The sequence below is a fragment of the Roseicyclus mahoneyensis genome (assembly GCF_003148775.1).
In the GTDB taxonomy this organism is placed as follows: domain Bacteria; phylum Pseudomonadota; class Alphaproteobacteria; order Rhodobacterales; family Rhodobacteraceae; genus Roseicyclus; species Roseicyclus mahoneyensis.
This window is the reverse complement of the sequence record NZ_QGGW01000009.1, coordinates 125,032-142,368: the sequence shown is the minus strand read 5'-3', so window position 1 is coordinate 142,368 and position 17,337 is coordinate 125,032. Positions and strand designations below refer to the sequence as shown.

Annotated in this window: 17 protein-coding genes; 5 read left to right on the top strand and 12 right to left on the bottom strand. The window is 65.9% G+C overall.

The features are described from left to right. The first annotated feature begins 1 nt into the window (after position 1). Positions 2–928, top strand: a complete 927-nt coding sequence (locus tag C7455_RS16485; protein ID WP_170119112.1) for a sugar phosphate nucleotidyltransferase — start codon at positions 2–4, stop codon at positions 926–928. Between the two features lie 7 nt (positions 929–935). On the opposite strand, the gene C7455_RS16480 is transcribed toward C7455_RS16485, so the two are convergent. Next, entirely contained in the window at positions 936–1,826 is an 891-nt protein-coding gene (locus C7455_RS16480) for a sugar kinase (protein WP_109670086.1), read from the bottom strand. 341 nt (positions 1,827–2,167) lie between these two features. On the opposite strand from C7455_RS16480, the gene uxaC reads away from it, so the two are divergent. The 3 genes from uxaC to C7455_RS16460 are packed head-to-tail and all read left to right on the top strand — an operon-like array spanning position 2,168 to position 5,229. Beyond that, the gene (gene uxaC / locus C7455_RS16470; RefSeq protein WP_109670083.1) at positions 2,168–3,574 is read left to right on the top strand and encodes a glucuronate isomerase; all 1,407 of its coding nucleotides are present in this window, start codon (positions 2,168–2,170) and stop codon (positions 3,572–3,574) included. Positions 3,575–3,593: 19 nt separating this feature from the next. Continuing rightward, positions 3,594–3,797, top strand: coding sequence for a hypothetical protein (locus C7455_RS16465; RefSeq protein ID WP_109670081.1), 204 nt, complete (start codon positions 3,594–3,596; stop codon positions 3,795–3,797). After that, entirely contained in the window at positions 3,787–5,229 is a 1,443-nt protein-coding gene (locus C7455_RS16460; RefSeq protein WP_425450653.1) for a mannitol dehydrogenase family protein, read from the top strand. The genes C7455_RS16465 and C7455_RS16460 overlap by 11 nt, the downstream gene beginning before the upstream one ends. A gap of 69 nt (positions 5,230–5,298) precedes the next feature. Here the strand turns inward: C7455_RS16460 and C7455_RS16455 are convergent, their stop codons facing one another. The 7 genes from C7455_RS16455 to C7455_RS16425 all read right to left on the bottom strand — a co-directional run bounded on the left by C7455_RS16455 (position 5,299) and on the right by C7455_RS16425 (position 12,880). Next, positions 5,299–6,291, bottom strand: coding sequence for a M14 family metallopeptidase (locus C7455_RS16455; RefSeq protein WP_109670077.1), 993 nt, complete (start codon positions 6,289–6,291; stop codon positions 5,299–5,301). Continuing rightward, positions 6,288–7,166, bottom strand: a complete 879-nt coding sequence (locus C7455_RS16450) for an N-formylglutamate amidohydrolase (protein WP_170119111.1) — start codon at positions 7,164–7,166, stop codon at positions 6,288–6,290. The genes C7455_RS16455 and C7455_RS16450 overlap by 4 nt, the downstream gene beginning before the upstream one ends. Continuing rightward, a complete protein-coding gene (locus C7455_RS16445; RefSeq protein ID WP_109670075.1) occupies positions 7,163–8,161 on the bottom strand; it encodes an ABC transporter ATP-binding protein in 999 nt (332 codons plus the stop codon). The genes C7455_RS16450 and C7455_RS16445 overlap by 4 nt, the downstream gene beginning before the upstream one ends. After that, the gene (locus tag C7455_RS16440) at positions 8,158–9,138 is read right to left on the bottom strand and encodes an ABC transporter ATP-binding protein (RefSeq protein ID WP_109670074.1); all 981 of its coding nucleotides are present in this window, start codon (positions 9,136–9,138) and stop codon (positions 8,158–8,160) included. The genes C7455_RS16445 and C7455_RS16440 overlap by 4 nt, the downstream gene beginning before the upstream one ends. Further along, positions 9,135–10,190: an ABC transporter permease gene (locus C7455_RS16435; protein WP_245904383.1), complete on the bottom strand. Its 1,056-nt coding sequence runs from the start codon at positions 10,188–10,190 to the stop codon at positions 9,135–9,137. Before C7455_RS16435 ends, C7455_RS16440 begins: the two co-directional genes overlap by 4 nt. After that, the gene (locus C7455_RS16430; RefSeq protein WP_109670072.1) at positions 10,187–11,164 is read right to left on the bottom strand and encodes an ABC transporter permease; all 978 of its coding nucleotides are present in this window, start codon (positions 11,162–11,164) and stop codon (positions 10,187–10,189) included. The genes C7455_RS16435 and C7455_RS16430 overlap by 4 nt, the downstream gene beginning before the upstream one ends. Positions 11,165–11,257: 93 nt before the next feature. Next, positions 11,258–12,880 carry an ABC transporter substrate-binding protein gene (locus tag C7455_RS16425; protein ID WP_109670070.1) on the bottom strand — a complete coding sequence of 541 codons (1,623 nt, stop codon included), beginning with the start codon at positions 12,878–12,880 and terminating at the stop codon, positions 11,258–11,260. A gap of 155 nt (positions 12,881–13,035) precedes the next feature. Between C7455_RS16425 and C7455_RS16420 the strand changes: the two genes are divergently transcribed. Then, a complete protein-coding gene (locus C7455_RS16420) occupies positions 13,036–13,986 on the top strand; it encodes a LysR substrate-binding domain-containing protein (protein WP_109670068.1) in 951 nt (316 codons plus the stop codon). Positions 13,987–13,992: 6 nt separating this feature from the next. Here C7455_RS16420 and C7455_RS16415 read toward each other — a convergent pair whose 3' ends face one another. From C7455_RS16415 to C7455_RS16400, 4 genes are read right to left on the bottom strand one after another with little or no spacing between them, the layout of a single operon-like run. Then, positions 13,993–14,895 carry an ROK family protein gene (locus C7455_RS16415; protein WP_109670066.1) on the bottom strand — a complete coding sequence of 301 codons (903 nt, stop codon included), beginning with the start codon at positions 14,893–14,895 and terminating at the stop codon, positions 13,993–13,995. A 3-nt stretch (positions 14,896–14,898) separates the two neighbouring features. Further along, positions 14,899–15,579, bottom strand: coding sequence for an N-acetylmannosamine-6-phosphate 2-epimerase (locus tag C7455_RS16410; RefSeq protein ID WP_109670064.1), 681 nt, complete (start codon positions 15,577–15,579; stop codon positions 14,899–14,901). Further along, positions 15,576–16,850: a TRAP transporter large permease gene (locus C7455_RS16405; RefSeq protein WP_109670062.1), complete on the bottom strand. Its 1,275-nt coding sequence runs from the start codon at positions 16,848–16,850 to the stop codon at positions 15,576–15,578. Before C7455_RS16405 ends, C7455_RS16410 begins: the two co-directional genes overlap by 4 nt. Continuing rightward, positions 16,847–17,326: a TRAP transporter small permease gene (locus C7455_RS16400; protein ID WP_109670060.1), complete on the bottom strand. Its 480-nt coding sequence runs from the start codon at positions 17,324–17,326 to the stop codon at positions 16,847–16,849. The genes C7455_RS16405 and C7455_RS16400 overlap by 4 nt, the downstream gene beginning before the upstream one ends. Between the last annotated feature and the right edge of the window lie 11 nt (positions 17,327–17,337).

Here is a 17,337-nt window from a genome sequence, read left to right as displayed (position 1 = left end):
CGTGTCCAAACCTGAACCCAACGACACAATAGCGGCCGGCCCGGACGGGCTGGTCGCTGTGCTTCTGGCCGGCGGCAAGGGTACGCGGCTCGGTCCGCTGACCCGAACCGAAGCAAAACCGGCGGTCCCTTTCGCCGAGGGGCGGCTGATCGTCGACTTTGCGATGCACAATGCCTATCGGTCGAACATCTCGTCGATGCTCGTTTGCACGCAATGGCATCCCGCAACCCTTGTTGCCCATCTCGAATGCAACTGGCGGGCCGGGTTCTCTCAAGGTCTTGTCTACCGGGACGGAAACCGGCTGGCCGCGCCCGATGGTTACCGTGGCACGGCCCATGCGGTGGCCTGCAACGCGCCCGAGCTTGAGGCGGCCGGCACCCGCGAGCTGCTGGTTCTTGCGGGCGATCACGTCTATGACATGGACTACCGCAAGATGATCGCGGCACATCGCGCGGTCGGATTGCCGGTCACTGTCGCCGCCTTGCCAGTGCCGCGCTCCGATGCGAGCGGTTTTGGCGTCTTCGAGACGGAAGGGCCATGCCATGCCCGTAGATTTCTGGAAAAACCGGCAGAGCCGCCAGCGATGTACGGGGATCCAGATCGCGCCCTCATCAGCATGGGGATATACGTTTTCGACTGGCTGTGGCTACGTAATGTGCTCGGGTGCGACCGTCCGGACGACCCAAATCGGCCGCTCGATTTCGGACATGATGTTCTTCCCGCCGCGGTCACCCGGGGCGAGGTCAGCGTGTATTGTTTCATGGAACCGGCTACTGGTCCGGCCCCCTACTGGAGGGACGTCGGGACACTGAGCGCACTCGAACACACACGTGCTGATTTCTCTGCGGAAACCCGGCCGTTCGATCTTCCGGTTTTTCCAGTTGTTGCCGGTAAGCCGGATGAACGATTGATGTCGCCCGCGCGATAGCGGCGGCTCAGATGTCGGCAAGCGCCCCGCGTCGGGCAACGACCTTGGCGGCAATGTCACAGCCCTGCTGCACGGCTTCGGTCGGGGGCAGTCCCGCCTCCAGTCCGATCAGGAAACCGGCGTTGAAGGCATCGCCAGCCGCCGTGCTATCGACGATCTGGTCCACGGGCCGGGGGGCAACCCAAGCCGCACCATCCGGCGTCCGCAGCAGGACGGGCCTCGGTCCGTCCTTGACCGCGATCATGCGCGCCCCGGCCGTCGCATAACGGTCGGCGGTGGCCGCGATATCGCTGTCGCCGAACCATGTGGCCTCGTCATCGAAGGAGGGCAGGGCGATATCGGCCCGGCGCGCGCCCTCCATCACCACCGCGCGCATCACATCCGCCGAGGGCCAGAGCCGTGGGCGCAGGTTCGGGTCGAAGGCGACACGCACACCCTCAGCCCGCGCCCGGTCCAACGCCGCCAGCAGGCGTGCGCGCCCCGCCTCGGGCAAGATCGCCAAGGTGATGCCCGACAGGTAGACCATGTCGCCCGGCCCGATCCCCGGCAGGTCGTCCAGATCATCGGCCAGCGTGCGCGCAGCCGACTGGCCGCGCCAGTAGGCAAAGCTGCGTTCACCTTCCGTCAATTCGATCATGTACAGACCCAATGTGCGATCGGGCCGCCGGATAAAGTCCGGCACGATCCCTGCGGCGCGGGTAAAGACCTCCAGCCGCTCGGACACCGTGTCCTGCCCGACGGCGGTCATGTAGGCGACCTCCAGCCCCGCCGGCGCAAGACGGCGGGCGTACCACGCGGTGTTGAACGTGTCGCCCGCAAAGCCCGCCCGAAAGGTCTCGGGTGCCTCAGCGGGGGCCAGTTCGAGCATGCACTCACCGATGCAAAGCAGGCGCGTCATCGCAAATTCTCTTCCAAATGGTCGGGGCGGGCGGCGTGGATCCGGGGCAGGTTTGCACGCAGCTTGCTCAGGTGACGATCGAGATACCCTAGGGCGAGAGGCGCCGCGACTGCGTCCGGCGCGCGGAGAATGCCCACATGGTCTGCGCCGTGGTTGAAAGACAGCAACAGGCACCGCGCAGGCCCCATGGGGACGGGGCCTGCACAAGCGGCATGAGCCTCGTCTTGAGTCCATTCCTTGCCGCACATGATGGCCTCGGCTCTAGCGGAAATCCCCGCTTTCAACAACTAACATAACAGAATACCGATACATCGAGCCCCGATTTCAGTGGACCAAGGCCGATGGCGCTGACCGATCCCGACCGACTGTTTCCCCCCGAGCCGCGCCTGCGTGACCTCGCCCGCGCGCTTTACCTCAGCGTTGCCGACCTGCCTATTCTCAGCCCGCACGGCCATTGTGATCCGCGCTGGTTCGCCGAGAACGCCCGGTTTCCCAATCCGGCCGAACTGTTCGTCGTGCCCGATCATTACGTGTTTCGCATGCTCGTGAGCCAAGGCGCGACCTTGCCCGAGCTGGGGGTTTCGCGCAGCGACGGTGGCCCGGTCGAGGCCGACCCGCGCGCGATCTGGCGCAGGTTTGCCGCCGGCATCCACCTGTTCCGCGGTACGCCATCGGCGATGTGGCTGGACCATTCCTTTGAGCATGTCTTTGGCTTGACCGACCCGCTGACGCCCGCCAATGCCGATGTGGTTTACGATCGTATAGAAGATTGCCTTGCCCGGCCCGAGTTTCGCCCCCGTGCGCTGTTCGAACGGTTCGGGATCGAGGCACTGGCCACGACTGAAGGCGCGCTCGACGATCTGCGGTGGCACAAGATGATTGCCGAAAGCGGCTGGCACGGCCGGGTCATCACCACCTACCGGCCCGATGCCGTGGTTGACCCGGAGTTCGAAGGCTTTGCGGACAACATCGCCCGGCTGGGCGAGACGACCGGCGAGAATGCCCACACATGGCCCGGATACCTGAACGCGCACCGGGCGCGGCGGGCGTTCTTCCGTGCGCATGGGGCAACGGCGACCGATCACGGCCACCCGACTGCGCGCACGGAGAATCTCGAACAGGCCGATGCCGCGGCGCTCTTCGACAAAGCGCTGCGCGGCACCTGCACGGCGGAGGAGGCCGAAGCGTTCCGCGGGCAGATGTTGACCGAGATGGCCAGGATGAGCCTCGAGGATGGGATGACGCTGCAGATCCACCCCGGGTCATGGCGCAACCATTCCCGCACGGTCCTTGAGGCCCATGGCCGCGACATGGGCTTCGATATCCCCCGCCGCACGGATTTCGTGGGCAACCTCAAGCCGCTGCTTGATGCCGTCGGCATGGAACGCGAGTTGACCGTCATCCTGTTCACACTGGACGAAACCACCTATGGCCGCGAGCTTGCGCCGCTGGCGGGGGCTTATCCCGCCCTGCGGCTCGGCCCCCCATGGTGGTTCTTCGACAGCTACGAGGGCATCCGGCGCTACCGTGAGCTGACGACGGAAACCTGCGGCTTTTACAACACCGCCGGTTTCAACGACGACACCCGTGCCTTCTGTTCGATCCCCGCCCGCCATGACGTGGCGCGACGGTCCGATTGTGCCTATCTGGCCACTCTCGTCGGCACGGGCCGTTTGAGGGAGGCCGAGGCGTTCGAGGTCGCGCATGACCTCACCCATCGGCTGGCAAAAGAGGCCTATCGCCTGTGAACCGAAATCGAGGGGAGCAATGACCGTATCTGCATTCAAAACCGGGCTGGCCGCTACCGGGGACATGCAGGGTCCGAGCTTCCGGCTGATGCGATCCGGCGTCCTCATCGAATTCGCCAGTGTGCCGCAGATCATATACAAGATTTTAAAGACCCGCTTCGCTCGCCGGCGCCATGTCGCATCTACCGTTGCCAAAGCCGATGGAGGCTTGCTTGCCCGTTGAACCGCGCCTGACGCGCCAGACACCCGCGCCCCGTGTCGGCATGGTCCACCTTGGACCCGGCGCGTTTTTCCGCGCCTTCAACGCCACCTATACCGAGGACGCGGTAGCGGCGGCAGGCGGCGACTGGGGCATCTGCGCCGTCTCGCTCAACAGCGCCTCGGTGCGCGACCAACTGGCGCCGCAAGGCTGTGCCTATACTTCGGTTACGCTGGCGCCCGATGGACCGTCTCATCGGGTGATCGGCGCGGTCGCGCAAGTGCTGGTCGCGCCCGAGAACCCGCAGGCTGTGCTGGATGCCATGTCTGCGCCAGAGGTGCGCATCGTCTCGCTGACCGTGACCGAGAAGGGCTATTGCCATGAACCCGCCACCGGGCGGCTACGGCTCGATCATCCGGGCATTCTCGCCGATCTGGCCACGCCGGGAAACCCGATCACGGCACCGGGCTTTTTGGTCGAGGCGCTGGCCCGCCGTCGCTCCGCAGGCCTTGCCCCCTTCACGGTCATGTCCTGCGACAACCTTCCTCACAACGGTCAGCTTGTGCGCGCCGTCGTGCTCGAGATGGCGCGCGCCCGTGACGCGACGCTTGCCGACTGGATCGCCATAAACGGCCGCTTCCCCGCCACCATGGTGGACCGCATCACCCCTGCGACCACGCCCGCCGATGTCGCGGCTCTGGCCGCCGCGACAGGATATCACGACCCGGCCTGCGTGGTGCATGAACCCTTTCGCCAATGGGTGATCGAGGATGATTTCGTTGGCGGCGCGCGCCCCGCGTGGGATCTGGCGGGCGCGCAATTGGTCCGCGACGTGGCCCCTTTCGAGACGATGAAGCTGCGCTGCCTGAACGGGACCCATTCCGCGCTGGCCTATCTGGGCTATCTGGCCGGGCACGAGACCATCGCCGCCAGCGTCGCCGACCCACCCTTCGCGGCGCTTTGCCGACACCTGTGGCACCATGAGATCCTTCCCACCGTGCCCCAACCCGAGGGCGAGGATCTGCCTGCCTATTGTGACGCCCTGCTGGAACGCTACGCCAACCCCGCCATTCGCCACAGGACATGGCAGATCGCCATGGACGGCAGCCAGAAACTGCCGCAGCGCCTGCTCGGCGCCGTGGCTGACCAGCTTGCCGCCAACCGGCCGATCGCCGGTCTCGCGCTCGTCGTTGCGGCCTGGTTCCGCTACACGGGCGGCACCGACGAGGCGGGGGGCACGATCGATGTCCGCGATCCGCTGGCCCCGCGCCTCGCCGCTGCGTGGGCCGGGTCAGACAGCGCCGGTGGTCGCGTGGCCGCCTTTCTCGCCATCGACAAGGTCTTTGCCCCCGCCCTCGCCCGTGACCCGCGCCTGTCACAGGCGCTGACCGTAGCGACCGAGGGGCTGTGCGCACGTGGCGCGCGCGCCATGGTGCAGACCCTGACCCAGACCTGACGCCCGGCGCGGCCTTTTGCTTCGGTGCTTCGCTCTGCCTCAGCCCAGCGATCGCATCGTCGCGTGGCGTCAGGCTGTAACGGGTTCAGCCAGACGCACCGCCGTCTTGCCGCGCCACAAGCGCCGCGAGGGCATGATGAGAACCGTCACCGGATGCGGCGCACGGATCTCGGTTGCGCCGTCATGGCCGATCAACGTGCCCTCTGGCAGACGTTCCAGACCGGTCCAGTTCTCGGCAAAGCGGAACTCGTCGGTTTCGATGGTGACAGCGCGCGAGACCTGAAAGAACTGTATCGGATCGGGCGCGGGGCGGTCGGCCATCCAGTCGGCGGCGTAATCGGGGGCCACGGCGCCTGTCGACCGCAAGAAGCGGATGGCGGTTTCCATCGCCACGGCCTCGGCCGCCGCCTCCCAATGCTGGCCGCATTCGACCAGCATGGCGTTGCGCGACGATGCCGGGTCCGAGAACCCGCCATAATCGCGCATCCGCATCCCTTCGGCATGGCCGTGGTCATTGATGACCAGATCGGGGTAGCCCACGCCGCGCGCCAGATCGCGGCCCTTTGGCAAAAGCCCCGCGATGGTCAGGGGGGCGTTGCGGTTCTGCATCGAATGGATATCGAGCAGCATGTCGACCGTGTCGAGCCATGGCCGCACCTCACGCGCACGGCGCAATTCCTCGGTCAAGGGCTTGTCGGCATCGTCCAGCATGGCGGGCGACCAGAGGCGGTTGAGATCCTCGTCGATCCAGCGCGAGGCGTCAGGCACGGCCGGGTCAAAGGCTTCGTGCGCGGCGACATTCATGAAGGCGAGCGAGAGCTTGCCCTGAACGGGGCGCGCCTCGTGGCGCATCAGCCAATCCAGCGTCAGCGCGCCACAGGGCTCATTGCCATGCACGATGGCGGTGATCGCCACATGTGGGCCGGGCAGGCCGCTGTCGAAGGTCCAGATATAGGGGATGCCGTCCGTGCCCTTGGCATAGGCGCTGATGTCGGGCGGCGTCAGTTCCACCGGAAACGGGTTGGGCAGCCCGGTGGCCGATCCTTTGCGCGATTGGGTCATTGTGCGGGTGTCCTTTCGAGCCGGGCTTCGACGTGATCTGCCAGATGCGCGGCGAGTGCCGTGAAACAGGCCTTGAGGTCCGCGTAGCCGGCATTGGGCACCCGCGTCGTCTCATCCATGTAGAGCTTGCGGTTGACCTCGATCTGCATCGAGTGGCGGGCGTTGGCCGGGTCGCCATTGGCGCGGATCAATTCCATCCCCTTGTAAGGGTCGTTGACGGCGACCGAATAGCCCCGCGCGGTCAGAAAGGCCCGCACGGTTTCGGTAAAACCCGCCTCGCAGGCGGCACCATCCCGGTCACCCAGCACGAAATCTGGCCGTGGCGTGCCGCGATCCTGCGTCGACATGGCAGAGGCCACTTCCTGCATGGAATGGCAGTTGACGTGCCAGACCCCGCCCCAACGGCCATGGGCCTCATCGAGAAGCTGGCGTAGCCGCGATTGATAGGGGCGGTGGTAGCGCGCAATGCGGGCGGCAACCTGATCGGCGGTCAGGCGGCGGTCATACATCGGGCCTCCCTCGGGGGGCACGCGGGTCCAGCACAGGCCGATGCCAAGCTGGCTTTTGACCGTTGGGTTGAGCGTGCCGGGATAGGCGCCGTCGATCTGGTCGGGGTCCATGTCGTCGGGGGCGCGGTTGGCGTCGATGTAGGAACGGGGGAAATGCGCCTCGAGCAGCAGCGCCCCCGCATTCACCGCCCCGGCCCAAAGGTCGGCCACATGCGTATCCTCGGCATTGCGCAAGATCGAGGGGTCGGCGATGTGGCCGAAATCCTCGGGGTAATCGGTGCCGGAATGCGGGCTGTCAAAGATCAGCGGCAGGCGCTGGCTGTCCGCGCCCGCAACGCTCAGGACGCCGGCAATGGTTTCTCTCATGCGGTTCCCCCGTCATGCAGGTGGCAGGCGGTGGTATGGCCGCCTTGGGATATGGTGCGCGGCACTTCGCGCGAGCAGCGGGGGCCGGCCATCGGGCAGCGCGGGTGAAAATGGCAGCCCGGCGGCGGGTTGAGCGGCGAGGGGATTTCCCCCTTCACCGTGCGGAAGGTCTGACGCCCCGCGCCCAGACGCGGCACCTGATCGAGAAGCGCTTGGGTGTAGGGATGGCGGGGGGCATCGAACAGCGCTTCGGTCGGGGCAATCTCGACGACGCGGCCCAGATACATCACCACCACGCGGTCGGCGATATGTTCGACCACACCCAGATCATGGCTGATGAACAGATAGGTCAGATCCAGCTCGCGCCGCAGGTCCTGGAACAGGTTGATGACCTGCGCCTGGATCGACACGTCGAGCGCCGCGATGCTTTCGTCGCAGATCAGGAATTCGGGCTGCACCGCCAGCGCTCGGGCGATGCCGATGCGCTGACGCTGGCCGCCCGACATCTGGTGCGGGTAGCGATGCGCAAAGGCCGGATCGAGCCCGACCTTGGCCAGCAGCGCATCGACATAGCCCGTCACCCCGGCCCGCGTGGTCAGGCCGTGATAGACCGCAGCCTCGCCCACGATATCGGCCACCTTCATGCGCGGGTTCAGCGACGACATCGGGTCTTGAAAGATCATCTGGATGCGCAGCCGCTTGTCGCGGGCCTGTGCGCTTTTGGCATCGGTCACGTCGGTGCCTTCGAACCGGATCGTTCCATCCGACACCGGCAAAAGCCCCGCCACCATGCGCCCCAGCGTGGACTTGCCGCAGCCCGACTCGCCCACCAGTCCCACCACTTCGCCACGCGCGATGCTGAAACTGGCGCTGTCGACGGCGTTGACGCAGGTCTCTTTCAGATCGGCACCCAGACGGCGGGCGAAGCGTTCGACCCCGTCGAGCTTCTTTTCGAACCGGCGGGAAACGCCATCAAGCTCAAGCATCGCGGTCATGCCACACCCTCCGCCGCCAAGGTGGGATGGTGACAGCGCAAGCCGCGCCCCGGCCCGATGTCGGTGATCACGGGCGCGTCTTTGCGGCAGATATCGCTCACGCGCGGGCAGCGCGGCGCAAAGGCGCAGCCTTGCGGCAGGCGCGCCATGTTGGGCGCCATGCCGGGGATCTGCGTCAACCGCTCGCCCCGCCGCCCATGGCCGGGGATCGAGCCCAAGAGCCCCTCCGTATAGGGGTGCCCCGGCGCGGTCAGCACCGCATCGGTCGGGCCGGTTTCCACGATCCGCCCTGCATACATGACGGAGATTTTGTCGGCCAATCCTGCCACCACGGCCAGATCATGGGTAATCCAGATCAGCGCCGTGCCGGTCTCGCGCGCCAGTTCCTGAACCTCGGCCAGGATCTGGCTCTGAATCGTGACGTCCAGCGCGGTTGTCGGCTCATCGGCGACGATCAGATCGGGGCCATTGAGCAATGCGATGGCGATGGCGACGCGCTGGCGCATGCCGCCGGAAAACTGGTGCGGATAGGCGGCCAGCCGTTCGGCGGGCGAGGGGATGCCGACCTTGGACAATGCCCTGATGGCGCGGTCGCGCGCGGCGGCATGGCTGACGCGGTCATGGGCGCGGACGGCCTCGACCATCTGCGTCTCGATCCGCAGCACCGGGTTCAGCGTCATCATCGGGTCCTGAAAGATCATCGCGATGCGGTTGCCGCGCAAGCTCCGCATCTCGCGGGCCGAAAGCGTCGCAAGATCCTGACCCTTGAAGTTGATCTGCCCGCCGACCACGCGCCCCGGTGGATCGACCAAGCGCAGGATGGAGAACCCGGTGACGGATTTCCCCGAGCCGCTTTCGCCGACCAGCCCCAGAACTTCGCCCGCGTCGAGCGAGAAGCTGACGCCATCCACCGCCTTGACCACGCCCGCATCGGTGAAGAAATGCGTTTGCAAATCGCGCACATCCAGAACGCTCATCGGGTCAACCTCGGGTTCAGGGTGTCGCGCAGCCGGTCGCCGACCATGTTGATCGAGGCGACGATGGCCAGCAGGGCCACGCCGGGATACATGCTCATCCAGTATTGGCCCGACAGCATGTAGTCATAGCCATTGGCGATCAGCAGACCGAGCGAGGGCTGGGTGATCGGCACGCCGACGCCCAGAAACGACAGCGAGCTTTCCAGCACAATGGTGTTGGCCACCTGCACAGTGGAAATCACGATCAAGGGCGGGATGCAGTTGGGCAACAAATGCCCGAAGACGATCCGCCAATCGGGCAGGCCCAGACCGCGCGCGGCATCGATGTATTCCTTGCGCGTCTCCGACAGGGCGGTGCCGCGCACGGTGCGGGCGTAATAGGCCCATTGCACGATGACGAGCGCGATCACGATCTTGTCGAGGCCGCGCCCAAAGGCCGCCATCAGCATCAGCGCCACAAGGATCGAGGGGAAGGACAGCTGGAAATCGACGATCCGCATCAGAACCGCCTCGATCCGCCCGCCGGCCCATGCGGCGTAAATTCCGACGACGACCCCGATGGCCATGGCGATCAGCGTGGCGACGATGGACACCGACAGCGAGACGCGCAGCCCATACAAGATGCCCGACCAGATATCGCGCCCCTGTTCGTCGGTGCCGAGGTGATAGGTCATCGTGCCGCTGAAATTGGTCGATCCCGGCGGTTGGCGGCCATCCATGATGTCGAGTTGGCGCAGGTCATAGGGGTTCTGCGGCGAAATCTCGGTGGCAAAAATCGCCAAAATCACAAGCAGCAGCAGGCAGGCCGTGGCGACATAGGCGGAAGGGCTGGAAAAGAACTTGTGCATCCGGCCTTGCAACAGGCCTGCGGCCAGAACGACCAGCCCGACCAGCAGCACGACCCGCACCGCGAAAGAGGCCACGCCGAACCCGCTGAACAGCAGCGCCAGAGCGCCCAGAACGGCCACGCCCGCCACGGTCCGCGCGATGCGCCAGCGTTTGCCGGGATCGACGGCGATGGCGGTTGCAACGGGTTGATCGGTCACGCTCATGCCGCTTCCCCCTTCACCCGGACACGGGGATCGAGCAGCGTGTAGATCACGTCGACGATCAGGTTGATGACGATGAAGATGATGACCGTCAGCATCAGGTAGGCGACGATCACCGGCCGGTCGAGCGTCAGGATACTGTCGATCAAAAGCTTGCCCATGCCCGGCCAGGCGAAGACGGTTTCAGTGACAACCGCGAAGGCGATCATCGACCCAAGCTCCAGCCCCAGAACGGTGATGATCGGGATCATGATGTTTTTCAGCACATGCACGACAAGGATGCGTGTTTCCGACAGGCCCTTGGCGCGGGCGAATTTGACGTAATCTTGCATCAAGGCCTCTTGCGTGCCCGCGCGCGCCAGCCGTGTCACCAGCGACGCCTTGTAGAGCGCAAGCGTGAGGGCAGGCAGGATCATGTGGCTCAAGCCATCGGCGGTGAAGATCGACAGGCGCAGGCCCAGCACCTCGACGGTGTCGCCACGGCCCGTGGAGGGCAACCAGCGCAGTTCTACAGCAAAGATCAGGATGAACAGCATGCCGACCCAGAAGTTGGGCAGCGAAAAGCCGAAGATCGACCCGGTCATGATCGCGCGGCCTTGCCAGCGGTCGGCCTTGTAGCCGGCATAGACGCCCAGCGGCACGCCGATCAGGACCGAAAAGATCAGGCCCAAAAGCGCCAGTTCCAGCGTCGCGGGCATGTAGGACAGGATCAGCGAGACGGCGCTTTCGCCATGCACGAAGCTGCGGCCCAGATCGCCTTGCAGCGCGTTGCCGACAAAGCTCAGGAACTGGATATGCACCGGCTGGTCAAAGCCGAAACGCGCCATCGTCTCTTCGATCTCGCGCGGCGTGGCATCGGGCGAAATCAGGATGTCGACCGGGTTGCCAACCATGTAGACGCCGAAAAACACGACGATCATCATCGCGATCAGCACGAAGACGGATTGCGCAAGGCGTCGCAGCAGGAAAACCAGCATCGTCAGTGCATCCCGGTGTCGAAGGGTGAGGCGAAGGGCGAAAGGGTGTGCCCCGCGGGCGATGGGGCCCGCGGGGCACAGGGTTTTCAGCGCTTACTGTGCCGGGCGCACGTCATAGGGCAAGGTGTACTGGTCGGCGCGCGGGGTGTAGTCCACGGTGGCGACCATCGCCCAGGGGCTGACCTCGTAGTGCAGAGGGATGATGGCGAAATCTTCCATCGCCATCCGCGACGCGTCACGCAGCAGTTGCTCGCGCGCGGCGTCATCCACGGTGCGCAGCGCCTCCATCAAGATGGCGTCCATCTCGGGGTTGGCATAGCGCCCGGCATTGGTGCCGCCCATGCCTGTGTCGGGGTTGCGCGTCGCCAGCAGCGCGCGGAGCGGCGAGGACATCTCGCCCGTGCCCGCACCCCAGCCCGCAAGATAGGCCGAAAATTCCTGCGCGTTCCGCCGCGAGAAGAACGTTGAGGCGGTGGAGGCGTCGATTTCGGTCGTCACGCCGATCCGCGACCACATCTGCGCCACAGCCTGAGAGACCTGCGCGTCGTTGATGTAGCGGTCGTTGGGGGTGCCCAGCGTGATACCGAACCCGTTCGGATAGCCCGCTTCGGCCAACAGAGCCTGCGCCCGTTCCGCATCGAAGGCCTGCGGCGGCAGGTCGCCCTCTTCATGCGCGCCAAACATGCCCGGGGGCAGCAATTCGCCCGCCGACACGGCCACGCCGCCCATGATACGCTCCACGATGGCGTCGCGGTTGACGGCGATGCTGAGGGCCTCACGCACCCGGATGTCTTGCAGCGGGTTCACGCCATCGGTGCCGGTGATCATCGGCGAAGGCACCTGTTCGTGGTCGAGATGGATGTAGATCACCCGGTTGGAAATGCCCTGCACCACGCGCAGGCTGTCATCGGACCGCAGGCGTTCCAGATCCTGCAGCGGCGGGTTCTCGATCAGGTCCACGTCGCCCGCGATGAGCGCGGCCACACGCGGCCCGGCCGAGGTCAGCGGCAGCATGGTCACCCTTTCCCAGGCCGCGGGCTCGCCCCAGTAATCGGGGTTGCGCACCAGCGTGATGCCTTCGCCGCGGCGGAAGCTTTCCATCAGGAAGGGGCCCGTGCCGATCGCGGCTGAGCCGTCGTTGAAGGCCTGCGTCCCGGGATAGTTCAGGTCGCCGCAGCCGTCGGGGCTGAACTCGATTGCCGCGCCGTCGACGCCATTGGCGCGCGCAGAGATGATCCCGAAGGTCGAAAACTCGGTCGGCATCAGCGGATAGGGTTCGGCGCTGTGCACGATCAGGGTATGGGGATCGGGCACCTCCATGTCGACGATGCCGCCGGTATAGGTGGTGAAGAGCGAGGGCGAATCCGGCACGCCGGGGATGCGGCAGACGGTGTAGACCACGTCATGGGCATCAAAGGGCGATCCGTCCGAAAAGGTCACGTCCTGACGCAGGTTGAACTGCCAGGCGGTGTCGCTGATCGGTTCCCAGCTTGTCGCCAGAAGCGGCAGAAGTTGCTGCGCCTCGTCCGTGCCGACGAGCGATTCGAAGAGATTACGGCGCATTTGGTTGTTGGGGCCGACATTGTGGAAATGCGGATCGGCCGAGGATGGTTCGGATGCAAAACCGATCCGCAGCTCCTGCGCGGCGAGCGGCAGCGCCGGGATCGCGGCGGCAAGGGCCGCGACGGCAAGGCCGCGGAAGACGGGGCTGGACATTTTTGGTAACTCCTCTGTTGGCGCACCGGCTTTGTCGCGCAGGACACGGCGTCCGGTATCGTTTTGTCCTATGACGATCGGCACCGTATCCGATGGGCGCCACGCGGGAATTGGAAACAGCATGCACAAATGTTATGGACCCATGACCAAATGACATGACCACTGAAAGGGAGGTTGTTTCGATGCGGCCACGCGCGTCCATCCGCGAATACGAGGTTCTGCGCGCCGTCATCACCTCGGGTTCGGTGACGGCAGCGGCGCATCGTCTGGCTATCTCGCAACCCGCCGTCAGCCGCATGTTGGCACAGCTTGAGGCCAACGTCGGCGTCACCTTGTTCGAACGGCGCGGTGGGCGTCTGCGCCCGACCGCCGAGGCCATTCGCCTCAACGGCAAGCTCGACCGACTATTCGACGCGCTGGCCTATCTGGACGGAACCGATCCCGCCGACCCGGCCAGCCAGCCGTTGCGGCTGGCCGCGCCGCCGACGCTGGGCCACCGCTTTCTCGCCAATCTGATGGCCAGTTTCATGAAGCAGAACCCGGGACAGATGATCTCGCTCGAGACCTGCACCTCCAACGGGCTGGTCAGCCGGCTGGTGGATGACACGATCGACCTTGGCTTCACGCTGGCCGAGCTGACCCATTCGGCGATGGAACTGATCCCGTTTCACCAGACGCTGGCCGTCTGCGTCATGGCGCGCGACCATCCGCTGGCCCGCCATGAGGTCATCACCCCTGAAACCCTGCATGGGCAGGACCACATCGCGCTGATGCGGCGCCACATGGTGCGCACGCGTCTCGATCAGGTCTTTGCCCGCGCGGGCGTCCGGCCCAAGACCGTGGCCGAGGTGGCGACCGGTGTCAGCGCGATCACGCTGGCGCGCGCGGGCGTGGGCGTCGCGGTGATCTGCCCCTTCCCGCTGCTGCGCCAGCACGATCCCGATCTGGTGATCCGTCCCTTTGTGCCGGAATTCGTCTATCGCGCGTCCTTTGCGGTTTCGACAGTGCGGCCGTTGTCGAAACCGGTGCGGGCCTTCATGCGGCATGTGCAGCTTGCGGTCCGGACGACCCCTTCGGCTGTCCTGACCAGCGGGTCTGCCGCTTGAGGGCCTTCATGCGCCCTGCCTGTCTGTTGTCCGCAGCAGAGCCCCGAACAGCGGCGCGTCTGTGCCCAGTGCGGCGGGCGTGATCGGAACGCGGAACACGGCGGGCGCTTCGTCGAGGGCGTCCCGAACCAAGTCGATATACCCATCCGCCAAGCCGATGCTTCCGCCGATCGCGACGGCATCAAGCCCGAGGGTCGCGGTCAGGTCGGCAATCAGTGTGGCGATGGCACGGGCGGACACAGTGACGATGTGCAGGGCCCAAGCTTCGCCTTGGGTCGCGGCGTCGCAGATGGTGCGGGCGTCGGCAACTTGTCCCGCCCTCCGGGCGGCCTCGGCCAATGCCCGACCGCCTGCCAGGCTTTCGACGGTGCCGCGCCTGCCGCTGCCACAAGGCTCATCGGCACCCGGCGCTGTGGTGAAGCCGACATGGCCCGCAAGACCCGACCGGCTTTCGAGGAGCCGTCCGCCGAGGACGAAGCCCCCGCCAACCCCTGTCGAGACGGTCAGGTAGCCAAAGTTGCGCAGCCCTCGACCCGCACCCAGCCGCGCCTCGGCCAGCGCGGCGGCGGCGGCGTCATTCATGCAGTTGGCCGGTCCCAAGGCGCGGGTGATCAGATCGGTCAGCGGAACCTCCACAATCGCGCTCAGCGTGCCGGTGTTGACGGCATGCCAATGCCCCCTGTCGTCGATGCGCCCGGCCACGGCGACGCCCAGAGCCGCGCCGGTCTGGTATCCGACCTGCCGGGCAAGCTCTGCCATCACGGCGACTTGCGCCTCCGGGGGGGCATGCGCGTCGGTCGCACAGGACGCGCGCGCGACGATCTGGCCCTGCACGATGCGGGCGGCTGCAATCTTGGTGCCGCCCAGATCGACGGCGAACCCGTCAGGGGCATAGTCCGGGTCCAGCATCGCTCAGCCCCGCGGGTCGGTCACGGCATCGCAAAACCAGCCGGTCATGACCTCCAGCCGGGTCAGCGCGGTGCCGACCGTGACCGCATCGGCCCCGGCCCGGATCGCGGCGGCGGCGGCCTCGGGGGTGTGGAACCGCCCCTCGGCCATCACGAAACCGCCCAGTTGGCGAAACCGGGCGACAAGGTTCAGGTCAGGGCCATCCCCTGCGGTTGCGGTAGCCTCGGTATAGCCCGAAAGTGTTGTCCCCAGGATAGCAAAGCCCAAGTCGCGCGCACGCAGCCCGTCGGCCTCGCTCGCACAATCGGCCATGCCGAGGACACCCGCCGCGCGGACAGCAGCAGCAAGATCAGCCAGTGCTTCGGGACGGGCGCGGTCGGTCGCATCCACCGCGACCAGATCGGCGCCTGCATCAGCCAGATCGCGGACATCGTGCGCAAAGGGTGTGATGCGGACCGGGCTGCCCGTCAGGTCGTGCTTGATCAGGGCGATGATCGGCGCGCTTGTGGCGGCGCGCGTGGCGCGCAGGTTCGCCATCCCTTCGATCCGCACCCCGGAGGCGCCCCCGGCCAAGGCGGCGGCGGCCATCGCCGCGACGATCTCGGGCCGGTCCATCGGGCCGCCCGGCACCGGCTGGCAGGACACGACAAGCCCGCCTTTCAGTCTCGTCAGGACGCCCGTCATCGCATCAGCCCCGGCAAGCCCGTCGCCAGCACCGGAAAGGCGCAGACCAAGATCAGCACCACGATGGGCGGGATCAGCCACGGCAAGATCGCCCAAGCCAGTTTCTGATAGGGGATGTTGCCCACCTGGCTGACCACGAACAGCGCCATGCCCATCGGCGGCGTCATGATCGAGATCATCAGGTTCAAGATCACGATGATGCCGAAATGCACCGGGTCGATGCCAAAGCCTGTCGCGACCGGCACGAGGATCGGCACGATCACCAGCAAGATCACCAACGCCTCGATGAAGCAGCCCAGCACAAAGATCATCAGGTTGACCGCGATCAGGAACATCAACGGGCTGTCCGCGATGGCAAGGAACATGTCGGCGATCTGCTGCGGGGCCTGTTCGCGGGCGAAGATGAAGCTGAAGAGCGACACGCCCGCCACGATTGTGGCGATGGAGGCCGAGGTGACCGAGGTCTCGTAGACCGCATCCCAGAGCCTCTGCCATGTCAGTTCGCGGTAGAACACGAGATCGATCAAGATGGCGTAAAGCACCGTCACCGCCGCGGCTTCCGTAGGTGAGAAATAGCCCGAGAAGATGCCGCCGATGATGACCAGCGGCGTCAGCAGCGCGGGCAGCGACCGCCAGAACAGGCGCGTGATCTGTGGCAGGGATTGGCGCGGGTCGCGCGGGTAGTTCCTGCGCCCCGCCACGATGTACACCATGACCATCAGCGCCACGGCGCACAGCACACCCGGCACAATTCCGCCCAGAAACAATTGCCCGATCGAGACATTGGCGATGACGCCGTAGAGCACCATGGTGATCGAGGGCGGCACCAGCGGCCCGATCAGCGAGGAGGCGGCGGTGATGGCGCCCGAGAAATCATCGTCATAGCCTGCCTCGCGCATGGCCTCGATCTCCATCTTGCCAAGGCCCCCGGCGTCGGCCAGCGCCGATCCGGACATGCCCGAGAAGAAGAGCGAGGCCAGCACGTTCACATGACCCAGCCCGCCGCGCACATGGCCCACAAGGGCGCGGGCAAAGCCGAACAGGTGATGCGTGATGCCCGCGGAATTCAGGATCGCGGCGGCGAGGATGAACAGTGGCACGGCCAGCAGCGGAAAGCTGTCGAGCCCGTCGACCATGCGCTGCACGGCGAGGAACATGCCCCGATCCATATACCAGAAATAGCCGACCGAGACGAAGATCATGGCGATCCCGATCGGCACGCCGACCAGAACCAGAAGCAGCCACAGGCCGCCGATGATGATGAGGGTCATGGGGCCTCGGTCCCTTCGATGTCACCGCTGCGCCCCGAAAGGATGCGGCGCAGGATGCGGTGGATCACGAGGATCGAACAGAGGAAGGCCGAGGCATAAAGCGCCGCCGTCGGAAAGGGCAGGGTGACCGAGCTCGCGGCCAATGTGCGGTCGACCGTTTTCCAGCCGATCCAGCACAGCTGCGCCATGACGCCGAGATAGGCGAGATCGACGATTGTGAACACGACGGTGCGGATACGGCGCGGCAGCATCGCCCCTATGAACCCCATGCGCAGGTGGCGGTTCTGGCGTTCGACTTCGGCGATGCCGATGAAGGCCATCCAGACCCAGACCCAGCGCGCGGCCTCTTCGGTCCAGACCGGGCCGCGCATCACGGGCGTGCGCCCGAGGATCTGCACAGCGACGATGGCGATCAGGATCAGGAACAGGATCGCGGCGATGGTCCCTTCGAGACTGTACTTGCGGCTCGGTCTCATGGGGTCCGTCC

Excerpts from the sequence above, each read along its gene's own strand:
- C7455_RS16480 (WP_109670086.1), bottom strand. The coding sequence starts at position 1,826 with ATGACGCGCCTGCTTTGCATCGGTGAGTGCATGCTCGAACTGGCCCCC.
- uxaC (WP_109670083.1), top strand. The coding sequence starts at position 2,168 with ATGGCGCTGACCGATCCCGACCGACTGTTTCCCCCCGAGCCGCGCCTG.
- C7455_RS16425 (WP_109670070.1), bottom strand. The coding sequence starts at position 12,880 with ATGTCCAGCCCCGTCTTCCGCGGCCTTGCCGTCGCGGCCCTTGCCGCC.
- C7455_RS16450 (WP_170119111.1), bottom strand. The coding sequence starts at position 7,166 with ATGAGAGAAACCATTGCCGGCGTCCTGAGCGTTGCGGGCGCGGACAGC.
- C7455_RS16415 (WP_109670066.1), bottom strand. The coding sequence starts at position 14,895 with ATGCTGGACCCGGACTATGCCCCTGACGGGTTCGCCGTCGATCTGGGC.
- C7455_RS16435 (WP_245904383.1), bottom strand. The coding sequence starts at position 10,190 with ATGAGCGTGACCGATCAACCCGTTGCAACCGCCATCGCCGTCGATCCC.
- C7455_RS16420 (WP_109670068.1), top strand. The coding sequence starts at position 13,036 with ATGACCACTGAAAGGGAGGTTGTTTCGATGCGGCCACGCGCGTCCATC.
- C7455_RS16410 (WP_109670064.1), bottom strand. The coding sequence starts at position 15,579 with ATGACGGGCGTCCTGACGAGACTGAAAGGCGGGCTTGTCGTGTCCTGC.
- C7455_RS16455 (WP_109670077.1), bottom strand. The coding sequence starts at position 6,291 with ATGACCCAATCGCGCAAAGGATCGGCCACCGGGCTGCCCAACCCGTTT.
- C7455_RS16430 (WP_109670072.1), bottom strand. The coding sequence starts at position 11,164 with ATGCTGGTTTTCCTGCTGCGACGCCTTGCGCAATCCGTCTTCGTGCTG.
- C7455_RS16405 (WP_109670062.1), bottom strand. The coding sequence starts at position 16,850 with ATGACCCTCATCATCATCGGCGGCCTGTGGCTGCTTCTGGTTCTGGTC.
- C7455_RS16440 (WP_109670074.1), bottom strand. The coding sequence starts at position 9,138 with ATGAGCGTTCTGGATGTGCGCGATTTGCAAACGCATTTCTTCACCGAT.
- C7455_RS16445 (WP_109670075.1), bottom strand. The coding sequence starts at position 8,161 with ATGACCGCGATGCTTGAGCTTGATGGCGTTTCCCGCCGGTTCGAAAAG.
- C7455_RS16465 (WP_109670081.1), top strand. The coding sequence starts at position 3,594 with ATGACCGTATCTGCATTCAAAACCGGGCTGGCCGCTACCGGGGACATG.
- C7455_RS16400 (WP_109670060.1), bottom strand. The coding sequence starts at position 17,326 with ATGAGACCGAGCCGCAAGTACAGTCTCGAAGGGACCATCGCCGCGATC.